General features: G+C 65.6%; 12 protein-coding genes. 4 read left to right on the top strand and 8 right to left on the bottom strand.

Features of this window, described 5'->3' with window-relative positions; all coding sequences use genetic code 11:
* Nucleotide 1 precedes the first annotated feature (1 nt).
* Nucleotides 2-991 carry a Bug family tripartite tricarboxylate transporter substrate binding protein gene (locus tag A7V84_RS09295; RefSeq protein WP_063491808.1) on the bottom strand — a complete coding sequence of 330 codons (990 nt, stop codon included), beginning with the start codon at nt 989-991 and terminating at the stop codon, nt 2-4.
* 59 nt (nt 992-1,050) lie between these two features.
* The gene (locus A7V84_RS09290; RefSeq protein WP_063491807.1) at nt 1,051-2,595 is read right to left on the bottom strand and encodes an acyl-CoA carboxylase subunit beta; all 1,545 of its coding nucleotides are present in this window, start codon (nt 2,593-2,595) and stop codon (nt 1,051-1,053) included.
* Between the two features lie 141 nt (nt 2,596-2,736).
* Here A7V84_RS09290 and A7V84_RS09285 point away from each other — a divergent pair, with 141 nt between their 5' ends.
* Entirely contained in the window at nt 2,737-4,371 is a 1,635-nt protein-coding gene (locus tag A7V84_RS09285; RefSeq protein ID WP_038854472.1) for a sigma-54 interaction domain-containing protein, read from the top strand.
* Between the two features lie 19 nt (nt 4,372-4,390).
* On the opposite strand, the gene A7V84_RS09280 is transcribed toward A7V84_RS09285, so the two are convergent.
* Genes A7V84_RS09280 through A7V84_RS09255 form a run of 6 tightly spaced genes read right to left on the bottom strand, consistent with a single transcriptional unit; the run spans nt 4,391 to nt 12,195 of the window.
* Nucleotides 4,391-5,818 (bottom strand): amidase, encoded by a 1,428-nt coding sequence (locus A7V84_RS09280; protein ID WP_063491806.1) that lies wholly within the window; start codon nt 5,816-5,818, stop codon nt 4,391-4,393.
* A gap of 27 nt (nt 5,819-5,845) precedes the next feature.
* A complete protein-coding gene (locus A7V84_RS09275; protein WP_063491805.1) occupies nt 5,846-7,444 on the bottom strand; it encodes an ABC transporter ATP-binding protein in 1,599 nt (532 codons plus the stop codon).
* Nucleotides 7,441-8,280, bottom strand: a complete 840-nt coding sequence (locus tag A7V84_RS09270) for an ABC transporter permease (protein WP_063491804.1) — start codon at nt 8,278-8,280, stop codon at nt 7,441-7,443. The genes A7V84_RS09275 and A7V84_RS09270 overlap by 4 nt, the downstream gene beginning before the upstream one ends.
* A complete protein-coding gene (locus tag A7V84_RS09265) occupies nt 8,277-9,254 on the bottom strand; it encodes an ABC transporter permease (RefSeq protein WP_063491803.1) in 978 nt (325 codons plus the stop codon). Before A7V84_RS09265 ends, A7V84_RS09270 begins: the two co-directional genes overlap by 4 nt.
* Nucleotides 9,251-10,846, bottom strand: a complete 1,596-nt coding sequence (locus tag A7V84_RS09260; RefSeq protein ID WP_063491802.1) for an ABC transporter substrate-binding protein — start codon at nt 10,844-10,846, stop codon at nt 9,251-9,253. The genes A7V84_RS09265 and A7V84_RS09260 overlap by 4 nt, the downstream gene beginning before the upstream one ends.
* Nucleotides 10,847-10,869: 23 nt before the next feature.
* Nucleotides 10,870-12,195: an ArgE/DapE family deacylase gene (locus tag A7V84_RS09255; protein ID WP_063491801.1), complete on the bottom strand. Its 1,326-nt coding sequence runs from the start codon at nt 12,193-12,195 to the stop codon at nt 10,870-10,872.
* 200 nt (nt 12,196-12,395) lie between these two features.
* On the opposite strand from A7V84_RS09255, the gene A7V84_RS09250 reads away from it, so the two are divergent.
* The 3 genes from A7V84_RS09250 (at nt 12,396) to A7V84_RS09240 (ending at nt 16,182) form a co-directional block, all read left to right on the top strand.
* Nucleotides 12,396-13,169: an IclR family transcriptional regulator gene (locus A7V84_RS09250; protein ID WP_063491800.1), complete on the top strand. Its 774-nt coding sequence runs from the start codon at nt 12,396-12,398 to the stop codon at nt 13,167-13,169.
* A 159-nt stretch (nt 13,170-13,328) separates the two neighbouring features.
* Nucleotides 13,329-14,924 carry an ABC transporter substrate-binding protein gene (locus A7V84_RS09245; RefSeq protein ID WP_063491799.1) on the top strand — a complete coding sequence of 532 codons (1,596 nt, stop codon included), beginning with the start codon at nt 13,329-13,331 and terminating at the stop codon, nt 14,922-14,924.
* Between the two features lie 214 nt (nt 14,925-15,138).
* Nucleotides 15,139-16,182: an ornithine cyclodeaminase gene (locus A7V84_RS09240; protein ID WP_063491798.1), complete on the top strand. Its 1,044-nt coding sequence runs from the start codon at nt 15,139-15,141 to the stop codon at nt 16,180-16,182.
* The last annotated feature ends 1 nt before the right edge of the window (nt 16,183 follow it).

Here is a 16,183-nt window from a genome sequence, read left to right as displayed (position 1 = left end):
CTTACTCAATTTTCACTCCTGCGCGATCCACCACGTTCTTCCACTTGGCCATTTCGGCTTTGACAAACTCGTCGTACTGCTGCAGGTCCATATCGCCCGGCTCGGTGCCGTTCTCCTTGAACCAGGGGCGCGCCGCTTCGGCGTTGACGCTGGCGCGCGCCACCGCGTTGAGCTTCTGGGCAATCTGCGGCGGCAGGCCCGCCGGAGCGTAGAAGCCGATCCAGGTGATGGCCTCGTAGCCCGGCACACCCTGCTCGGCGATGGTGGGCACATCCGGCAAGGCCGGACTGCGCTGCGCCGAGGTCACGCCCAGCGCCCTGACGCTGCCGTCGCGCACGTAGGGCGCCATGGTCATCACGTCATGGAACAGCGCTGGAATCTGCCCGCCGAGCAGGTCGGTCAAGGCCGGGGATGCGCCCTTGTAGGGCACGTGCGTCATGGGAATGCCGGCTTCCAGCTTGAGCATTTCGCCCGACAGATGGGTCGCCCCGCCAATGCTGGAGGAGCCGAACATCAGGCCGCCCGGCTGCTCGCGCGCATAGGCCGAGAACGAGGCGATGTCCTTGACCGGCACCTCCTTGTTGACCACCAGCAGATTGGGCGTGGTGGCAAGCAGCGCCAGCGGCTGGAAGGCGGTGTGGGCGTCATAGGGCAGCTTGGCACGCACGGCCGGATTGATGACGTGATGGGTGGCCGAGACGAGCAGCGTGTAGCCATCGGGCGCGGCGCGCGACACGTAGTCCGTGCCGATCTGGCCGCTGGCGCCGGCGCGGTTTTCCACCACCACCGGCTGCTTGAGTTCATCGCTCATGTCCTTGGCCAGGCGCCGGGCCAGCACATCGGTCATACCCCCGGCCGGAAACGGCACCACCACGGTAATGGGCTTCTGCGGCCAGTCGCTCCCGGCAGCCACGGTGGCGCTGGCCAGCATGCCCCAGCCGCACACCAGCGCGGCGCTCAGCTGCGCCAGGCATTTTCTGCGTTGCATCATGTTTGTCTCCTCGTGCCGGCGGCCCTGCCGCCAGCGGGTTATGGGAACAGTCCGGCCGCTCAGGGCCGGATGCCGAACGTCCGCTGGCCCGGCTCGCGCAGCCGCGCGGCCAGATTGGCGAACTCCACCAGCCGCGCGCGGGTATCGCGCGGGTCGATGATGTCTTCGATGACGAAGGCCTCGGCGCTGCGGAACGGCGAGGTCAGGCTGCGTACCCGCTGCTCGATCTCGGCGCGCTTGCGCTGCGGATCGTCGGCGCCTTCGATTTCGGCCTTGTAGGCGACCTCCAGCCCACCCTCGATGGGCAGCGAACCCCAGTTGGCCGACGGCCAGGCATAGCGAAAGTTGTGCCGGCCCATGTGCTGGTGCGCGGCGGCGGCCACGCCATAGGCGCGCCGCAGAATCACCGAGCACCATGGCACCGTGGCCTGATAGACCGCCGCCAGCGCGCGCACGCCGGCACGCATGACGCCGGACTTCTCGGCTTCGACGCCGATCTGAAAGCCCGCAATGTCCACCAGGTTGACCACCGGCAGATGGAAAGCCTGCGCCAGATCCACGAAGCGGATCAGCTTCTCGGCCGTGGCGCGATCCCAGCCGCCCCCGTAGTGATAGGGGTCGCTGGCCAGCACCGCCACCGGCCAGCCGTCGATCCGGGCCAGCCCGGTCACCAGGGCGCGGCCCCACTTGCTGCCGATTTCCATGAAGGAATCGCCGTCCACCAGGGTCTGGACGATAGGGCGGATCTTGTAGACCGAACGCGAGTCGCGCGGGATGGCCGACAACAGCCAGGACTGGTCGCCGGCCTGCACCGGCTCCGGGCTGCGCGGCGGTAGCTCGAAGACCGAGCTGGGCAGGTAGGACAAAAAGCGGCGCGCCCGGGCAAAGGCCTCGGCCTCGCTGTCGACCTCGTCGTCGACCACGCCATTGCGGGTGTGGATCTGGCTGCCGCCCAATTCGTTCTTGGTGACCACCTGGCCGATGCGCTCGACCACCGGCGGGCCGGCATTGAACAGCTGCGAGCTGCCCTTGACCATCACGGAGTAGTGGCTGGCCGCCACGCGGGCCGCCCCCATGCCCGCCACCGAGCCCAGCGCCAGCGACACCACCGGCACCAGCGTCATGTTTTCCACCACATGCTGCCACACCTTCATGGTGGGGATCAGCGTATGGCCCTTGGTTTCGATATTGCGCACCGAGCCGCCGCCGCCCGTGCCGTCGACCAGGCGGATCACCGGCAGGCGCAGGTCGCCCGCCATGCGTTCGGCGTAGATCAGTTTGTCGCCCACGGCGCCGTCATTGGCGCCGCCGCGCACGGTGAAGTCGTCGCCCATGAGCACCACCGGACGGCCCTCGACCTGGGCACGGCCGATCACCAGATTGGACGGCACCACCGACTGCAGCTTGCCGGCCGCGTCATACTGCCCGCTGCCGGCCAGCGCGCCGATCTCTTGAAACGAAGCCGGATCGGCGATCGCCTCGACGCGCTCGCGCACGGTCAATTTGCCGGCCGCTTTGTGCCGCTGCACTTTCTCCGCCCCGCCCATCTGCTGGGCCAATCGCATGCGCAAGGCGAGTTCGTCGACTTCGGGTTGCCAGGACATCTGCTGCTCCTCATTGGAATGTCTTCAATACAGACATCTCATAAGCAAATGCCGTGCCAACTTGCCCTTCCCCCTCGGCCGCCCCCAAGTTGGCGACAAAGCTGTACCCTACGAAGACACAACAACGACACCGGAGACACAGTGTCCGCAGAAAAGACACAAGCAAGGCCCCCGGAACTCGGCGTGATCGTGCTGGATGCCGGCGGCGAACCTTGCTGGACCCACGGGCTGGGAGCCGAACTGCCGATCTGCCAGGCGGCCTGTCAGGCCTGGCGACAGCAATGCGCCCGCCACGGCGCGCAGGCCGAGGCCTTGCTCAGCATCGACGTGCCGCAGCGGCCCGCGCCGCTGCTGGCGCTGGCCCTGCCCGGCGCCGACAGCACCCTGCTGCTGCTGCGCGCCGGCGAAACCGGCAGCCCGCTGTTCGGGTTCATCGGCGCGGTGCCCTTCGCCACCGAGATCTTCAGCTACATGATCAGCAACCCCTACCAGGCCATGACGGTGGCCGACGCGCAGGGCAAGATGCGCTACATCAGCGAGGTGCATGAGCGCTTTCTCGGCCTGGCGCCCGGCGCGGCCATCGGCCGCGACGCCGGCGAAGTCATCCCGAACTCACGCCTGGGCGAGGTCGCGCGCAGCGGCAAGGCCGAAATCGCAGAGCTGCAAGCCATGCGCGGCGTGACTCGGGTGGTCAACCGGCTGCCCATCCGCCGCGACGGCGAGGTGGTGGGCGCCATCGGCCAGGTGCTTTTCAAGGACCCCGCCTCCATCTTCCGCATGCATCGCAGCGTGGCCCTGAAGCAGGTCGAACAGGAAGATCCCGCCGAGGCCGGCGGCCCTTCGCCGCTGATCGGACGCAGCGCCCCGATGCAGCGCCTGCGCCGCGAAATCCAGACCGTCGCGCACCTGGACATCCCCGTGCTCATCCTGGGCGAAAGCGGCACCGGCAAGGAGCTCGTGGCCCAGGCCATCCACAGCGCTGCCCGCCGCGACGAGCCCGCCCCGCTGGTCAGCCTGAACCTGGCCGCCCTGCCCTCCACGCTGCTCGAGGCCGAACTGTTCGGCTACCAGCCCGGCACGTTCACCGGCGGCAACCGCCAGGGCCAGCAAGGCCGCATCGAGCAGGCCGAAGGCGGCACCCTGTTTCTTGACGAGGTGGGCGACATTCCGATGGAAACCCAGGTCAAGCTGTTGCGCGTGGTCGAGGACCGGCGCGTGCAGCGCCTGGGCGGCGGCGAAAGCCGGCAGGTCAATTTCCGCCTCATCACCGCCACCAACCGGCACATGCAGGGCCTGATCGATGCCGAGCGCTTCCGGCTCGACCTTTACTACCGCCTGAGCGGCGTGGTGCTGCACGTGCCGGCCCTGCGCCACCGGCGCGAAGACATTCCGGAACTGCTGCAGCACTTCGTGCGCGCCTTCTGCCTGCGCAACAACATGCCGGTGCCGGAGATCTCATCCGGCGTGATTCCCTACCTGGCCGCGCAGGAGTGGCCCGGCAACGTGCGCCAGCTGCGCCAGCGCATCGAAGAAGCGCTGGTCTTCTGCGACACCGTGGAACTGCGCGTGAGCGACTTCGATCGCTACCGCCATGCCGAGCCGCCGCCCACCCCGGCGCCAGCCGCCATCGCGCCCGCGGGCGCCAGCCTGAAAGACGTCGAACGCGAACTGATCCACCGCACCATCGCCGAACTCGGCGGCAACAAAAAACGCGCCGCCGAGCGCCTGGGCATCTCGCGCTCGCACCTGTACAAGGTGCTCGCGCGCGAAGACTAGGGCAGCGGCGGCGCGGGGCTCAGCGGCGATAACGCCCGGACCAGGGCGCCAACTGCTCCAGCTGGGCGGACAACTGCAACAGCAGGTCTTCGCGGCCGAAGGACGCCGCGATCTGCACGCCGACCGGCAAGCCTGCCTCGGTCCAGTAGAGTGGCAGGCTGGCCGCCGGCTGCCCCGAGGCGTTGAAGGCGGCGGCAAACGTGCCATAGCGCCCTACCTGCCGGCGCAAGTCCATGAAGCTCACCCCGCGGGTGGACAACACCCCCAGCTTCAACGGCAGTTGCGTCAGGGACGGCGACAACACGATGTCGTAGTCCTGCAAGTAAGCCGCGAGCACCCGCCCGACGGCATGGAAGCGGTTGACGCAGGCAGCATAGGTAGCCGCGCTCAAGCGCCGGCCCTCCTCGTAGCCATCACGGTAGGCCGGCTCCAGATCGTCTGCCTGCAGCGCCCTGCCTGTCTGCGCCAGCTTCGCATCGACCGACAGCACGATATTGGCGGCCAGCACCTGCGCGTGCGCGGTGACAAACTCGTCGTAGCCGATATCGGGCGGCTGGCTGTCCACCACGGTATGCCCGGCGCGCGCCAGCAGCGCAGCCGCGTGCTCGACCGCCGCCACGCACTCGGGGGCCACGTCCACCCCGGCGAAAGCGCTGCGCCAGACCGCCACGCGCAAGGGGCGCGGCGGGCGGGACAGCAGTGCCAGATAGGAGTCCGGCGCGGGCGGCGCGCTGTAAGGCGCGCCGACTTCCATGCCGGCAATCGCATCCAGCGCCGCTGCCGTGTCGCGCACGGTGCGCGAGAGCACGCCATCGGTCGCCAGGCTGCCCCAGCCCTCGCCCTTGAACGGCCCGATCGGCACTCGTCCACGCGAGGTCTTCAGGCCATACACGCCACAACAGGCAGCCGGGATGCGTATCGATCCGCCGCCATCGCTGCCATGCGCCAGCGGCACGATCCCGGCGGCGACGGCCACGGCCGCCCCGCCCGAAGAGCCGCCACTGGAGCGCGCGGGATCCCAGGGGTTGCGCGTGGGCCCGCCGTTGCGCAGCGCCTCGGTGGTCGGCGCCATGCAGAACTCCGGCACGGTCGTGCGCGCAAAGGGAATCAGGCCGGCCTGCTCGAAGCGATCTGCCAGCGTTGCATTGCGGGCATAGGTCGTATCATCGAGCAGGCGCGAACCGATGCTGGAGGGAAAGCGGATGTGCGCCAGCCCCGAGTCCTTGAGCAGGAACGGGATGCCGCCGAAAGGCCCACGCAAGGTCCATTCGCGCGCGACCGCCAGCGACTCCTCGTAGCGCTCGTAACACAGGGCGTTCAAGGCGGGATTGACGCTATTCGCCACATCGATGGCGCATTCCATCAATTGCGCGGGCGTGGTCTCGCCGCGTTGCAAAGCCTCGGCCAGGCCCAATCCATCCAGGGCCTGGTACTGTCCCCTATCCATGCTGCATCTCCTCGTTGTGATGTCGATTCAAGCCGCCAGATCCGGCTTCTCCCAGGACTGTCCCGGAACGGATGCGATCAGGCGGCGGGTGTATTCATGCCCGGGCTCATAGAAGATGCGCAAGGCCCGGTCGAGCTCGACGATCTCGCCTTGCCGCATCACGGCGATGCGGTCGCATATCTGGGCCGCCACGCGCAGATCGTGCGTGATGAACAGCACCGAGAGATCGAACTGGCCCGAAACGGTCTTGAGCAGATCCAGCACCTGCGCCTGGATGGAGACATCTAGCGCCGAGACCGCCTCGTCGGCGATCAGCATGCGCGGCTTGAGCGCCAGTGCCCGGGCAATGCCGATGCGCTGGCGCTGGCCACCCGAGAACTGGTGCGGATAACGGTCGGCCGCATCGCCGCCCAGACCAACCAGTTCGAGCAGCTCGCGCGCCTGGCGCAGGGCATTGCTGCGGGTTTCGCCAAAGGCGATCGGCCCCTGGGAAATGGCGTCGGCGATCCGGTGGCGCGGATTGAGCGAAGCGTAGGGGTCCTGGAAAACCATCTGGATCTGACGCCGGTAAGGACGGAACTCCCTGGCGTTCAGGCCCAGCAGTTCGCGTCCCTCCATCTTGACGCTACCGCGATCCGGGGGGATGAGGCCGATCAGGCTGCGCCCCAGCGTTGACTTGCCCGAGCCGGATTCGCCCACCAGCCCCAGGGTCTCGCCCTGGTGGATGTCCAGCTCGATATCGCGCAGTGCGGTGACCCGGCGCCCGCCTGTCACAAAGGTCTTGTTCAGCCCGCGCACCTGCATCAGGGGCGCGCGCTCGGGCTGCGCCGCCTTGCCCTGCGGTTTGTGCGGCACGGCGGCGATCAGCTGGCGGGTATAGGGATGTTCGGGCTGATTCAGGATCTGCTCCGCCGGCCCGCTTTCCACCACCTCGCCCTTGCGCATCACCACAATGCGGTCGGCGATATCGGCCACCACGCCAAAGTCGTGGGTAATGAAGATCACGCCGATGCCCATGCGACGCTGGATATCCTTGATCAGCGACAGGATCTGGGCCTGGGTGGTGACATCCAGCGCCGTGGTCGGCTCATCGGCGATCAAAACGTCCGGCTCCAGCGCCAGCGCCATGGCGATCACCACGCGCTGGCGCTGACCGCCGGAAAGCTGGAAGGGATAGGCGTCATAGATCGCCGCCGGCTCGGGCAGCAGGACCTGGGCAAACAAGTCCAGCACCCGGTTGCGTCGGGCTGCCGAATCCAGGTCAGTATGACGCTGCAGAACCTCGTCGACCTGGCGGCCGATGCGCATGATCGGGTTGAGCGCAGTCATGGGTTCCTGAAAGACCATGCCGAAGCACTTGCCACGCAGCGTGTACCACTCGCTGTTGGGCAGCCCCACCAGGTTGCGCCCCTGGTACAGGATCTCGCCGGCGGACACGTTCAGCTGATCGGGCGACAACAGGCCCATCACGGCATGCGCCGTGACGGACTTGCCCGAACCGGACTCGCCGACCACGCACAGGATCTCATTGCGATTGACGGTGTACGACACCGCCTGGACGACGTCCGGCCCGCCCTGGGCGACCGTGACCGTCAGGCCACGGATGTCGAGCAAAGGCTGTGTCATGTCGTCCTCTTGCGAGCCAGTTTGGGGTTGAGCGCATCGTTGAGGGCCTCGCCGATCAGATTCAGCGACAGCACGGTCAACAGGATCGCCACGCCCGGGAACACGCTCATCCACCAGGCGTCGCGCAGCACGCTGCGCGACGCACCGATGATGTAGCCCCAGGTCATGGCGTTCGGATCGCCCAGGCCGAGAAAGCTCAGGGCAGACTCCAGCAGAATCGCGCTGGCGACCATCAGCGAGCCGGAGACGATCACCGGCGACAGGCTGTTGGGCAGGATCTGCGTCAGGATGATGCGCGCATTGGACTGCCCCGCCAGCATCGCGGCCTGCACGAACTCCCGGTTCTTCAGGCTCATGAACTCGGCGCGCACCAGGCGGGCCAGCGGTGGCCAGGACACCACCGCGATGGCGAAGATCACGGTGGTCATGCTGGGCGTCAGGATTGCCACCAGCACCACGACCAGAAAGAAGCTGGGAATGGTCTGGAACAGCTCGATGAAGCCCACCACCGCCTGGTCCACGCGCCCGCCATAGAAGCCGGAGATGGCACCCACCGACACGCCGAACAGGATGGACACCGCCGTGGATACGGCCGCCAGCAGCAGGGTCAGCCGGGCGCCATAGGCAATGCCGGCGCCGATGTCGCGTCCCAGCGTGTCGGTGCCCAGCAAGGTATCGTCCGTCATTGGCGGCATGAAGGGCGCATTGACGATTTCCCAGGGGTCATGGGGAAAGATCCAGTTCGCCGCGAGCGCCAGGCCGGCGACCGCGATGATCACGATCACTCCCGCGACACCGCCTTTGTGGCGGCAGAAGGCATGCAGGAAGTCTTTCATTTCAACTCGATTCGGGGATCGACCACGGTGTAGAGGATGTCGGTGATGAGGTTGACGATCACCACGATCAGCGACGCGATGAAGAACACCCCCAGCAAGACGCTGTAGTCACGCTGCAGCAGGGCGTCAAAGGCCAGCCGGCCGATGCCGGGCCAGGCGAAGACAGTCTCTACCAGCAAGGAGCCTCCGATCAGCCCGCCCGCCTGGATGCCGGCGTAGGTGATCACCGGCAACAGGGCGTTGCGCAGAACGTGGCGCGTGATGACAGTGCGCTCGCTCAGGCCCTTGGCGCGGGCAGTCTTGACGAAATCCAGCTGACTGACCTCCAGGATGGAAGCGCGGGTCAGGCGCGCATAGACCGCCATGTAGAACATGCCCAGGGTGAGCGCCGGCAGCAACAGATGGCGCGCGACGTCCATCACATGCGCCAGCCCCGTGAATTGCGCCCCCACTGTCTGGTAACCGAAGGCCGGCAGCCACTCCAGCTTGACCGAAAACAGCAGCACCAGCATCAAGCCCACCCAGAACAATGGGGTGGCATACGCCAGCATGGAGAAAGTCGTGATGATCGTATCGCCCCACTTGCCGACCCGCAGCGCGGCCTGCGTGCCCAGGCTGACCCCGGCAGCCACCGCGAAGATGAAGGCGGTGATCGTCAGCAGCAGCGTGGCCGGCAGGTGTTCGGCGATCAGGCTGGTGACCGGCGCCTGCTGCCGATAGGAGTAGCCCAGGTCGAAGGTCGCCACGTTCTTGAGGTATTGCCCCAGCTGCACGATCATGGGCCGGTCCAGGCCGAACTCCGTGCGCAGCTTGGCAATGAACTCGGCATCCACCGCGCCCGACTGGCCGGCCAGGATCTCGGCCGGATCCCCCGGCGCGGCGCGTACCAGAAAGAAGTTGAAGAGCGCGATCATCAGCAGAACCAGCACGCTCTTGAAAAGCCGGCTCGCGAGGAATTTGCCTATCTTCTTCATTCTTTGGACAGCCAGGCGTCGCTCTGGGTATCGACCACGCCCAGGCCGGTCGTCACGACATTGTGCAGACGCTTGTTATGGAACACCGAATAGTTGGTGTCGGCGATCCACAGCAGCGGGACATCCTCCACCAGAATCTGCTGCACCTCGGTATAGAGCTTCTGACGCTCCTCCTCGGTGGGCGCCTGCGCGGCGGCGTTGAACAACTCGTCGACCTTGGGGTTGTTGTAACGCGAGGTGTTGCTGAACATCATGCCCTGCTTGATGTTGCTGCCCAGATAGGTGCGCGCCACGCCAATGGCGGGATCGCCATACTGGAACACCCCGTTGCCGGCCATGTCATAGTCCCAGTTGCCCACGCGCGAGGTCCAGCCGCCCACGTCGGCGTTCTCGATCGTGACCTGCACGCCGATCTTGCCCAGGTTCTGCTTGATGTATTCCGCCGTGCGACGCGACATCTCGCCATAAGGCAACGGAATCAGCCCGACCCGCGCACGCACGCCGTCCTTGTCCGGCTTGAGACCCATTTCATCGAGCAGGGCGATGGCTTTCTCGGGGTCGTAGGGATAGCGCTTGACATTGGCGTCATAGAAGCGCGTGTTGTGATGGATCGGGCCGGTGGCGACCGTACCCGTGCCGTACATGATCTTCTCGGCGATGAAATCGCGATTCAGCCCGTACATCAACGCCTGGCGGAAGCGCTTGTCGGAAAAGGGTTCGCGCCCGCCATTGAGCTCGATCCACGACATGGTGGACCAGTACTCATAGCCCTTTTTGGTTTCCCCGATATGCGGCAGCTTGGCCAGGCGCTGCTGATCGATCGGCTCGATATCCTGCAGCCAGGCCTGCTGCACCGTGCCCTGTTCCAGGGCGAGGCGCCGCGAGGCGGCATCCGGAATCACGCGATAGGTGATGCCGTCCAGGTAGGGGCGGCCCTCCTTCCAGTAGGCGGGATTCTTCACCAGTTCGATATACGAGCCGCGCTCCCAGTGCTTGAACTTGAAGGGGCCCGTGCCGACGGGCGCATTGTTATGGGGGTTCTGCGTGATTGGCGTATCGACGTCGTAGAGATGCTTGGGCAGGATCGCCCCACCGCCGATGTCAAAGGCGTGCAGAAAGGCCGAATACGGCTGCTTGAGTCTGAACACCACGGTCTGGGGATCGGGCGCCGTGACCGATTCCACGTTGGCCATCAGGGTGCGGGTACGCGGCGTGTTGGCCAGGACCTTGGTGTAGGTGAACACCACATCGTCGGCCGAGAACGGCTTGCCGTCGTGCCAGCTCACGTTGGGCTGCAGATGGAAGGTGTAGGTCAGCTGGTCGGGCGAGACTTCCCAGGATTTCGCCAGGCTGGGCTGCGGCTTGAGATCGAACGAGTACGTCAGCAGGCTTTCGTAGACTTTGCCGGCGACCAGCTGCGTCACGGCCACCTGCTGCAGGGCAACGTTCAGGTTGGGGGGCTCGGGATTCAGAATGGCGCTCAACACGCCGCCGTACTGTGGCGTCGGGGCTTCAGCGAGGGCGACGCCCCCGGCAGACAGCGCGCCCAGGGACAGGGTGATTGCGGCAACACGGGACAGAATTCGTTTCATGGCTTTCCTTGTCGATGCCCTTGTCAGGCCTGGGAGGACGGCTCCAGGCCGCACCATTGCTGCATGAAAAGTGCCAGCGTGGTGGCCACGTTGATCATGCTGTCGACCGACACGCACTCATCGAAGCCATGCACGTTGCGTGCCTTGGGGCCATAGCAGGTCACCGGCACATCCATCATCAGACGGAAATGGCGCGCATCGGTGGTGGCGGTGGCGGCGTTGTGACCGGGCAGCTCTCCCGTGGCGGCCAGGTGCGCCTGCGCCAGCGCGCGCATGGCGGGCACTTCCAGGTCGTACTCGCAGCCCGGCGCATGAAACCCCTCGTAGCGCACGGTCACCTGCACATCGCTGTCGGCCAGCCCATCGGCCACTGCGCGCACGCGACTTTCCACAACCTCTTTGGCCTGCTCGATACTCATGTCGGGATAGCAGGCGATGCGCATGCCCAGTGTGCACACGCTGGGCACCGAGGAGTTCCAGTCGCCGGCGTGGATCTGCCCGAGGTTGAAGTTGATGGGGTGGTCATGCTCCCGATAGGCCGGATGACGGTTCTCGGGCAGGTTCCACTCTGCCTCCAGGGCCTTGAGGGCATCCACGATGCGCAAACCGGTTTCCACCGGATTGACGCCCGTCGTCATGTAGGCGGCATGCGCGGGACGCCCCACCACGTCGACGAACATCCAGAACACCCCCAGTTGCGAGCGCATCATCCGCTCATGGGTCGGCTCGGGAATCACCACCGCGTCGAAGGCCGACAACTTGGCCGCCGAGATCGCGCTTTGCAGGGCGGACACTGTCGCCAGCGTGCCATTGCCCGTGTTTTCTTCTTCGAGCACCCCATTGAACCCCACGGCTCCCGCCGGCTGCACTCCCAGGTTCTTGAGGGCTTTGAACGCTGCGAGGGCGCACACCAGACCCGCTTTCATGTCGCCGGAGCCACGCCCGTAAACCCAGCCTTCATGTTCCTTGCCCTCGAAGGGCCCCTCGCTCCACAGCTCATGCGGGCCGGTCGGCACCACGTCCAGGTGGCCGTTGAACAGCACCGCCTTGCCTGCACCGGTCGCGGGCTCATGGCGAGCCAGCACGTTGTAGCGCCCGCCATCGGGGCAGCACGGCGGCGAAAACAACGGCAGATTTTTCAGCTCTTCGGTGCGAAGCATGATGCGCTCGGAAGACAGCCCCAGATCGGCCAGCGCCTGTTCCAGGTACTCGGCCGCGGGCGTTTCCTGCCCGGGCAGGCTGCGGCGCTGCACGAACTCTCCCAGCGTCTGCACCATGTAGCCGCGTAGCTCGCGAACGGCCGCGGCGATCTGGTCGGATGTCACGGTACTGCCCTGCTCAGCGTTCATTGCTCTCTCCCGCCTGTGGGTGGCTTTGATGAAGGTAGAAATTTAAGTATCAATATTTGCTACTTAGATATCTATTAATGGCATGTTAGAGTTTCCCGCCTTGATCCGGCAAGACTGCCGGCATGAGTGATTTCCCCTAGACTGACAGCGCGACGGCACCTCACTTACGCGCGGAAAAACGCCCTACAGGAACAGAAACCATGGCCACTACGGAAACCCGCTTCAATCAATCCCTAGCCAAGGGTTTTGGCATCCTGGAAGCCTTCTCCCAGCACCCCGGGCCCCTGAGCCTGAACGAACTGGTGGAACGATCCGGGCTGGATCGCAGCTCGACCCAGCGGATGCTGCACACGCTGGTCGCGCTCGGCTATCTGGAGCGCGGCCCGAACGGCCGCGGCTATGTGCTGGGCAAGAAGATCCTCGACCGCACCTTCGACTTCCTGCGCGGCCACCCCCTGCTGGAACGCGCCACGCCCATCCTTGAACAGTTGCAGCGCGAATGCGGCGAACGTGTCGATCTGAGCCTGTTCGACGACCTGACCATCGTCTATGCCCTGCGCCGCCAGACCAAGCGGCAGACCTTTTTCGCCACGCTGGTGGGCCGGCGCATGCCGACTTTTTCTTCTTCGGGAGGGCGCGCCATGATGGCCCACCTGAGCGATGCCGAGGTCGACGATATCCTGGCGCGCAGCCACCTCAAGGCCTATACCCCCAAGACCATCACTGATCCGGACGTCATCCGCGAACGCGTGCGCATGGCCCGCGAACAGAGCTATGCCCTGTCGATCGAGGAGAACCTGGTAGGCGAGGTGGTGCTGGCCAGCGCGGTGGTGGATCACGCCGGCCGGCCGCAGGCCGCCATCCATATCGCCGGCCTGCTCGCAGAGTGGACGCCGGAGACCTTTGCACAGCGTTTCAGTTCGCTGGCCATCTCGGCGGCGCGCGCGCTGTCGAGCGTCTCCAATCGTGGCTGAGGCCCGGCGCGCAGCGGGAAATCCCTAGTCCGGGATGCTTGCATCCCCGCCTGGAAGTCTCCACCATTTAATAAATGGAACCTTAAGTATCAATATATGCTACTTAAGGGTATTGAGGTCGGTCTGTGCCAAGACCCTCTGTCTGGAGGCTTTACCGTGATGTGCAATACCGTTAGGCGCGCCCTGCTGCAGGGCGCGCTGGCAGCCGCCGCGCTTCTGAGCACGGCCACCGCTTCGGCGGCCGATCCCCAACCGCAATATGGCGGGGTCTTGACGGCCATTCTGAACCCCGAGCCCCCCAACCTGAACGTTGCCCTGCAGCAGGTCGGCACCACCCAGATGGTGGCGGGCAAGATCTACGAGAGTCTGCTGACCTACTCGTTCGATCTCAAGCCGCAGCCCAGCCTGGCGAAATCCTGGGAAGTCTCGCCCGACCAGCTGACCTACACCTTCCATCTGCAGCCCAACGTGAGCTGGCACGACGGCAAGCCGTTCTCGGCCGACGATGTGGTGTTCACCTACACCAAGGTCCTGGCCAACACGCCGCGTACCCGCACCCTGATGGCCAACGTGGAATCGGTCACGGCGCCCGATCCCCAGACCGTGGTGTTCAGGCTCAAGCAGCCGTATTCGGCCTTTCTGTACGCCTTCGACATCGGCGGCGGCGTCATCCTGCCCAAGCATCTCTACGACGTCGACACCCCGATGGCGCAGAACCCCCACAACAATGCGCCCGTCGGCACGGGCCCCTTCAAGTTCAAGCACTGGGAGCGCGGCTCGTATATCGAACTGGTGAAGAATCCCGCCTACTGGAAGGAGGGCCGCCCCTACCTGGACGGCATCACCTATCGCGTGATTCCGGATGCCGCCTCGCGGCGCCTCGCCCTGGAGCAGGGCACGGTGCAGCAGGCCTGGCTGCAGGATATCGAGCCCTTCGATATCCCCCGCGTCTCCAAGCTGCCACATATCAACACCACCCAAAAGGGCTTCGAGTACTGGTCCACCATGCACTGGATCGAGCTCAACGGCGCACGCAAGCCCATGGATGACAAGCGCTTCCGCCAGGCCATCATGTATGCGCTGAACCGCGACTTCATCACCGAGAAGATCATGTTCGGCATGGGCACGGTCGCCACCGGCCCCCTGCACCACAACACGCGCTTCTATGACGCCAACGTCAAGCGCTATCCCTACGACCCCGAGAAAGCCATCGCCCTGCTCGACGAAATGGGCCTCAAGCCGGATGCCAAGGGCGTTCGGGTACGGCTGGGCCTGATCCCCAACCCCTATGGGGAAATGCAGCGCCGCATCGCCGAATACACCAAGCAGAACCTGGGCAAGGTGGGCATCGAGGTCAACATCGAGAATACCGATGTGGGCGGCTGGACCACCCGTATGGGCAACTGGGACTTCGACATGGCCTATAACGGCGTCTTCCAGTATGGCGACCCCGCCATCGGCGTGTCGCGCACCTATGTCAGCAGCAACATCAAGAAGGGGCTGCCCTTCACCAACACCTCGCAGTACAGCAACCCGAAGGTCGACGAGCTGTTCGAACAGGCTTCACGCGCCACATCGGATGAAGAACGGCAAAAGCTCTACACCGAGGTGCAGCAGATCCTGGTGGAGGACGTGCCGCTGGCCTGGATCAATGACACCAACTACTCCATTTTCCTGGACAAGCGGGTGCACGACGCCGTGACCACCGGTCTGGGCGCCGTCGACACCTACGCCGACGCCTGGATGTCGAAGTAAGGCCGGCACGCCCGTCTGCTTCCCGGCCGCCTGACGCCCCCTGAGGCGCAGGCGGCTTTTTCCCGGCAGTCGTGCCCGGCCGGCCACTGTGCGCATCGCCTGCCGGCAAGCTGTTCAAGCAGGCGGCCCGACTGGGCACTTTGCGCCATACACATTGGCGGGCATAAGCGGAACAATATCCGGGTCGCCGCATTGCGGCCCAGAGAATGTGCTTATGACCCGATTCATCGATGTTCCCGCCATGTCCCGGCTGATCCAGAAAATTGGCCTGCCGGTGTTCCTGGGCGAGCTGGCCGATGTCATCGCTGCCGACTTCCGCCGCTGGCCGGATTTCGACAAGTGCGCCCGCGTGGCCAGCCACAGCGAGATCGGCGTGATCGAACTGATGCCGGTGGCCGATGCCCACGACTACGCCTTCAAGTATGTCAACGGCCACCCGGCCAACACTGCCCGCGGTCTGTATACGGTCATGGCGTTCGGCGTGCTGGCCGAGGTCGAGACCGGCTATCCGGTGCTGCTGTCCGAACTAACCCTGGCCACCGCCCTGCGCACCGCGGCCACCTCGCTGATGGCGGCCCGCGCGCTGGCCCGCCCCGATTCCCGCAGCATGGCCCTGATCGGCAATGGCGCCCAAAGCGAATTCCAGGCACTGGCCTTTCATCATCACCTGGGCATCGAGGAAGTGCGCGTCTTCGACATCGATCCCCGCGCCACCGACAAGCTGATCCGCAATCTGGCTGACACCCCTGCGCTGAGGATCGTGCGCGCCGCCTCGACCGCCGAGGCGCTGCGCGGCGCCGACATCGTCACCACCGTCACGGCCGACAAGGCCTACGCCACCATCGTCACTCCTGACATGCTCGCGCCCGGCATGCACCTGAACGCGGTGGGCGGCGATTGCCCGGGCAAGACCGAGCTGCATGCCGAGGTGCTGCGCGCGGCGCGCGTGTTCGTGGAATATGAGCCGCAGACACGCATCGAAGGCGACATCCAGCAGCTGCCCGCCGATTTCGTCGTGCATGACCTGTGGCGCGTGCTGACCGGAGAGATCCCCGGGCGCGAACGCGACGACGACCTGACCGTCTTCGACTCGGTGGGTTTTGCACTGGAGGACTATTCGGTGCTGCGCTATGTGCTGCAGCAGGCCACCGCGCACGGGATCGGCCAGGCGGTGCAGCTGGTGCCCGAGGCCGACGATCCCAAGGACCTGTACCGCCACACCGGCCCGGGCCGGGCCCGTCTGCGGCGGGCGGCCTGAG

This window comes from Bordetella trematum, assembly GCF_900078335.1.
GTDB lineage: Bacteria > Pseudomonadota > Gammaproteobacteria > Burkholderiales > Burkholderiaceae_B > Bordetella > Bordetella trematum.
The sequence above is the reverse complement of the archived record's forward strand: the minus strand, read 5'-3'. Positions and strand labels throughout refer to the sequence as shown.